Origin of the sequence: Streptomyces morookaense (assembly GCF_013030945.1) — a bacterium.
Taxonomy (GTDB): domain Bacteria; phylum Actinomycetota; class Actinomycetes; order Streptomycetales; family Streptomycetaceae; genus Streptomyces; species Streptomyces morookaensis.
The window spans coordinates 1-5,065 of sequence record NZ_JABBXF010000163.1; the positions used below are offsets into that span (position 1 = coordinate 1).

The window sequence follows — 5,065 nt, forward strand, 5'->3', positions numbered from 1 at the left end:
ACAGGGCGCGCCACGCCTCGTCGAGCGCCTTGGGCGCGGGCGCGACCTTGCGGCCGGCCACGCGCCAGGGCTGCTCGACGAGGGCCACGGTCACGCCGCTGCCGGGCAGGGCGGCGGCCAGCGCGGCCAGGTCGCGCGCCTCGACGCCGCCACCGGCCCCGTGCCCGAGGGCCAGCACCAGGCGGGGCTTCCCCGCAGCCGGGTACCAGTGGATGCGGGCCTCGCCACCGGGAGTGCCGACGGATTCGATATGGCTCTGTGATGCGTTGGTCACGTCCCCATCCTGCCGCCGCCCACTGACAACGGGATCCGGCAACGGGCCCGGCACCGCTGGAGAAGCGTCTAGAACAGCGTCGTCTCCTCCGGTGCCGGCAGTTCCTTCAGCAGTTCGGGGCCGTTGTTGCGGACGTCGCTGACCGCCGTGGCCACCGGATACGCCCGGACCGACCCGGGCGGGGGCGGGGTCAGCAGGTGCCGCAGCCCGGCGGGGTCGGTGGCGGCCGGGTCCAGCCAGGCCGCCCACCGGTCCGGGGGCAGCACCAGCGGCATCCGCGGGTGGATCTCCGCGAGCGAGCGGGGTCCGGGCTCGCCGGCCTCCGCCGGCGGCGCGGCCTGCGCGAACGGCTCCGGCTCCGCCTCGGTGGTGATCACCGAGCAGGTCGCCCACCACGCCTGCGGGTGGTCCGGCGGCAGCGTCGGGTCGCGCCAGAACTCGTACACCCCGGCCAGCGCCATCACCGAACCGTCGGCGGGAGTGACGAAGTACGGCTGTTTCCGGGCCCTCTTCCTACGCCCCTTTTCCTCCAGTTCGCGCTCCTGGGCGCCCGTGACCCACTCGTAGTAGCCGTCCGCCGGGAGCAGACAGCGCCGGGACTCGAACGCCCTCCGGAAGGACGGCTTCTCGTGGACCGTCTCCGCCCGGGCGTTGATCATCCGGGCCGCCCCCTCCGGCGACTTGGCCCACGACGGGACCAGCCCCCAGCGCAGAACGCGCAGCTGACGAACCGGACGCCGGTCCGCTGCGTCTTTCAGAGGACGCTCGAGCACCGCATGGACGCTCTTCGTCGGCGCCACGTTCCAGTCCGGAGCCAGCGTCTCCTCCGGTTCCCACTTCTCCACCCCGAAGAGCCCGACGAGGTCCTCCGGCCTCCGGCTCGCCGCATATCGACCGCACATGAGTGCCACAGTGCCACGAAGACGCAAGGAGCGGATCACCGATGGACAGCACCACCGCCACCGAGCTCTGGGACCGCGTCGTCGGCAGCCAGCCCGCCCCCGACCTGTGGCTCGTGATCCTCACCGCCGCGATAGCCCTCGGCGCGGTCGTCCCCTGGAACGTCTGGCGCATCACCCGTAACGCCGTGACCATTGCGCACGAGGGCGGCCACGCGCTCGTCGCCCTGCTCAGCGGGCGCCGGCTCGACGGCATCCGGCTGCACTCCGACACGTCCGGACTGACCGTCTCGCGGGGCCGGCCGACCGGCCTCGGCATGATCCTGACCGCCGCCGCGGGCTACACCGCACCCTCCCTGCTGGGCCTGGCCGGTGCCGGGCTGCTGGCCGCCGGGCACATCACCGCCCTGCTGTGGGGCGCGGCCGTACTGCTCGCCGCGATGCTGGTGATGATCCGCAACGCCTACGGGATGCTGACGGTGGTGCTCACGGGCGCCGCCTTCGTCCTGGTGTCCTGGCTGGCCGGGCCGCAGGTGCAGGCCGCGTTCGCGTACGGCGTGGTGTGGTTCCTGCTGCTGGGCGGGGTCCGACCGCCGTTCGAGCTGCAGCGCAAGCGGCGCCGCGGGGGCGCCGCGGACTCCGACGCGGACCAGCTCGCGCGCCTGACGAGCGTTCCGGCGGCAGCCTGGCTGCTGCTCTTCCACGTCGTCACCCTGTGCTCGCTCGCGGCGGGCGCGCGCTGGCTGCTGGGGGTGTGACGGCGAGAAGCACGACAGAGCCATGAACAAAACCTCAGTAAGGTTAGGGGCATGACCGAGAGCCCCGCGCACACCGATCTCTGGCCCGCACCGCTCGCCACGCGAGCCGTCGACGCGACCGTCACCGTGCCAGGATCGAAGTCGGTCACCAACCGTGGCCTCGTCCTGGCCGCCCTGGCCGCCGAGCCCGGCTGGCTGCGCCGGCCGCTGCGCTCCCGGGACACCCTGCTGATGGCCGAGGCGCTGCGCGCCATGGGCGTCGGCATCGAGGAGGGCGTGGGCCCCGACGGCACCGGCGAGGCCTGGCGCGTCATTCCCGCCCGGCTGCACGGCCCGGCCACGGTCGACGTCGGCAACGCCGGCACGGTCATGCGCTTCCTGCCCCCGGTGGCCGCGCTGGCCGACGGCCCGGTGCGCTTCGACGGCGACCCCCGCAGCTACGAGCGCCCCCTGCACGGCGTGATCGACGCGCTGCGCGCCCTCGGCGCGCGCATCGACGACAACGACCGCGGCGCGCTCCCCCTGACCGTCCACGGCGCGGGCGCCCTCGACGGCGGCCCGGTGCAGATCGACGCCTCCTCGTCCTCGCAGTTCGTCAGCGCCCTGCTGCTGTCCGGGCCGCGCTTCAACCAGGGCGTCGAGGTCCGTCACGTCGGCTCCGCGCTGCCCTCCCTGCCGCACATCCGGATGACCGTGGACATGCTGCGCGCGGCCGGCGCCCAGGTCGACACCCCCGAGTCGGGCGGCGAGCCGGACATCTGGCGGGTCTCCCCCAGCGCCCTGCTCGGCCGCGACCTGGTCGTCGAGCCCGACCTGTCCAACGCGGCGCCGTTCCTGGCCGCGGCCCTCGTCACCGGCGGCCGGGTCACCATCCCCGACTGGCCGGAGCGCACCACCCAGCCGGGCGACGCGCTGCGCGAGATCTTCACCGCCATGGGCGGTTCCTGCGAACTGACCGAGGCCGGCCTGACGTTCACCGGCACCGGCCGGATCACGGGCATCGACGCGGACCTGCACGAGGTCGGCGAGCTCACCCCGGTGATCGCCGCGGTGGCGGCGCTGGCCGACTCCGAGTCCGTGCTGCGCGGCATCGCGCACCTGCGGCTGCACGAGACCGACCGGCTCGCGGCACTCGCCAAGGAGATCAACGAGCTCGGCGGCGACGTCGCCGAGACCGAGGACGGGCTGGTCATCCGGCCGCGCCCGCTGCACGGCGGCGTCTTCCACACCTACGAGGACCACCGGCTGGCCACCGCGGCCGCCGTCATCGGCCTGGCCGTGTCCGGGGTCCGGGTGGAGAACGTCGCGACCACCGCCAAGACCCTCCCCGACTTCCCGGCGCTGTGGGCCGGCATGCTCGGGTCCGCCGCGGGGGCGACGACGGTGTCGAGAGCCTGAGAAAGCCGGTACGTCCCATGCGCCGCTACGGCAAGCACACCGACGAGGACGACGTCCGCGTCCGCCCCAACCGCAAGGGCAACCGCCCCCGCACCAGCATCCGCCCCAAGCACGAGGACGCGGCCGAGGGCTTCGTCCTGACCGTCGACCGCGGCCGACTGACCGTCCTCGTCGAGGACCGCACCGTCGTGGCGATGAAGGCGCGCGAACTGGGCCGCAAGGGCGTGGTCGTGGGCGACCGCGTCGCCGTCGTGGGCGACCTCAGCGGCGCCAAGGACACCCTGGCGCGCATCGTCCGCGTCGAGGAGCGCAGCTCCGTGCTGCGCCGCACCGCCGACGACGACGATCCGTTCGAGCGCGTGGTCGTCGCCAACGCCGACCAGCTGGCGATCGTCACCGCCCTCGCCGACCCCGAGCCGCGCCCCCGGCTGATCGACCGCTGTCTGGTCGCCGCCTACGACGCGGGGCTCGAGCCGCTGCTCGTGCTGACGAAGTCGGACCTGGCCCCGGCCGAGAAGCTGATGGAGTCGTACGGGGCGCTCGGCATGCCGTACGTGGTCACCAACCGCGAGGAGCTGGCCGACGGGGACGCGGCCGCCCGGGTGCGGGAGCGGCTGGAGGGCCGGATCACCGCGTTCGTGGGGCACTCGGGCGTCGGCAAGACGACCCTCGTCAACCACCTCGTCCCGGACCGCCAGCGGGCCACCGGCCACGTCAACGCGGTCACCGGCCGCGGCCGGCACACCACCACCTCGGCGCTGGCCCTGCCGCTGCCGGACGGTTCGGGCTGGGTGATCGACACCCCGGGCGTGCGGTCCTTCGGGCTGGCGCACATCGATCCGTCGCGTGTCATCCACGCCTTCCCTGACCTGGAGCCGGGCACCGAGGAGTGCCCGCGCGCGTGCAGCCATGACGAGCCGGACTGCGCGTTGGACCGGTGGGTGACGGGTGGTCACGCCGATCCGCAGCGGCTCTACTCGCTGCGCCGGCTGCTCGCGACCAGGGAGCGGCGCGAAGGCGACTGATCGCCTACGTTTGCGGGTGACCGCCCGCGGCAAGGGCATCAGGGGCGCTGAGGCTCGTGGTGCGCACGGCGGTCACGGACACGGGAGGCAATCTGATGGCGTGGCTGCTGGTGGTCGTCGCAGGTCTGCTGGAAACCGGTTTCGCCGTCTGTCTGAAGCTCTCGCACGGTTTCACCCGCCTGTGGCCCACGATCGCCTTCGCTTGCTTCGCGCTCGGCAGCTTCGGCCTGCTGACCCTCTCGCTGCGGAAGCTCGACGTCGGCCCGGCGTACGCCGTGTGGACGGGCATCGGCGCGGCCGGCACGGCCATTTACGGCATGGTCTTCCTGGGCGACCTGGTCTCCACGCTCAAGCTCGTCTCGATCTCCCTGGTGATCCTCGGGGTGATCGGCCTGCAGTTGTCGGGGTCGGCGCACTGACCGCGCGTCAGAGCACGGCGTCGCCCCGCAGGGTGCGGACCAGGCGGGCGACGCTCGCGGCCGCCTCCTCGTCCGAGGCCGCCGGGGCGATCACATAGGAGAGGGTCAGCCGCACCGCCGCCTCGCAGGCCCGCCGGGTGCTGTCGCGGTCCGCGTCGCGGCCGGTGCTGACCGCTCCGAACGCGCTGTCGCACATCCGCTCGGCGAGTGCGCTGGGCGTGGGCGCCCCGCGCGCCGGTCCGCCACCCGTCCCGGGCGCCGGGCGCGGGGCGGGAACCGCCGGCGCGGCGGC

The 5,065-nt window shown here is 74.0% G+C and carries 5 protein-coding genes and 2 pseudogenes; 4 read left to right on the forward strand and 3 right to left on the reverse strand.

What is annotated here, in order from left to right; translation table 11 throughout:
- Positions 1–274, reverse strand: a pseudogene (locus HG542_RS35600) (hydrolase); the annotation flags it as partial.
- A 68-nt stretch (positions 275–342) separates the two neighbouring features.
- The gene (locus HG542_RS33810) at positions 343–1,176 is read right to left on the reverse strand and encodes an SOS response-associated peptidase (RefSeq protein ID WP_171088224.1); all 834 of its coding nucleotides are present in this window, start codon (positions 1,174–1,176) and stop codon (positions 343–345) included.
- 41 nt (positions 1,177–1,217) lie between these two features.
- Here HG542_RS33810 and HG542_RS33815 point away from each other — a divergent pair, with 41 nt between their 5' ends.
- The 4 genes from HG542_RS33815 to HG542_RS33830 all read left to right on the forward strand — a co-directional run bounded on the left by HG542_RS33815 (position 1,218) and on the right by HG542_RS33830 (position 4,773).
- Positions 1,218–1,931 (forward strand): M50 family metallopeptidase, encoded by a 714-nt coding sequence (locus tag HG542_RS33815; RefSeq protein ID WP_171088227.1) that lies wholly within the window; start codon positions 1,218–1,220, stop codon positions 1,929–1,931.
- 51 nt (positions 1,932–1,982) lie between these two features.
- Entirely contained in the window at positions 1,983–3,329 is a 1,347-nt protein-coding gene (aroA, locus tag HG542_RS33820) for a 3-phosphoshikimate 1-carboxyvinyltransferase (RefSeq protein WP_171088229.1), read from the forward strand.
- A gap of 17 nt (positions 3,330–3,346) precedes the next feature.
- Positions 3,347–4,354 carry a ribosome small subunit-dependent GTPase A gene (rsgA, locus tag HG542_RS33825; protein ID WP_171088231.1) on the forward strand — a complete coding sequence of 336 codons (1,008 nt, stop codon included), beginning with the start codon at positions 3,347–3,349 and terminating at the stop codon, positions 4,352–4,354.
- 95 nt (positions 4,355–4,449) lie between these two features.
- Positions 4,450–4,773 (forward strand): DMT family transporter, encoded by a 324-nt coding sequence (locus HG542_RS33830; protein ID WP_171088233.1) that lies wholly within the window; start codon positions 4,450–4,452, stop codon positions 4,771–4,773.
- Between the two features lie 7 nt (positions 4,774–4,780).
- Here HG542_RS33830 and HG542_RS33835 read toward each other — a convergent pair.
- Positions 4,781–5,065, reverse strand: a pseudogene (locus HG542_RS33835) (TetR/AcrR family transcriptional regulator); the annotation flags it as partial.

Bases quoted from the DNA above. Each gene is read 5' to 3' on its own strand.
- HG542_RS33810 (WP_171088224.1), bottom strand. From the start codon at position 1,176: ATGTGCGGTCGATATGCGGCGAGCCGGAGGCCGGAGGACCTCGTCGGG.
- HG542_RS33815 (WP_171088227.1), top strand. From the start codon at position 1,218: ATGGACAGCACCACCGCCACCGAGCTCTGGGACCGCGTCGTCGGCAGC.
- aroA (WP_171088229.1), top strand. From the start codon at position 1,983: ATGACCGAGAGCCCCGCGCACACCGATCTCTGGCCCGCACCGCTCGCC.
- rsgA (WP_171088231.1), top strand. From the start codon at position 3,347: ATGCGCCGCTACGGCAAGCACACCGACGAGGACGACGTCCGCGTCCGC.
- HG542_RS33830 (WP_171088233.1), top strand. From the start codon at position 4,450: ATGGCGTGGCTGCTGGTGGTCGTCGCAGGTCTGCTGGAAACCGGTTTC.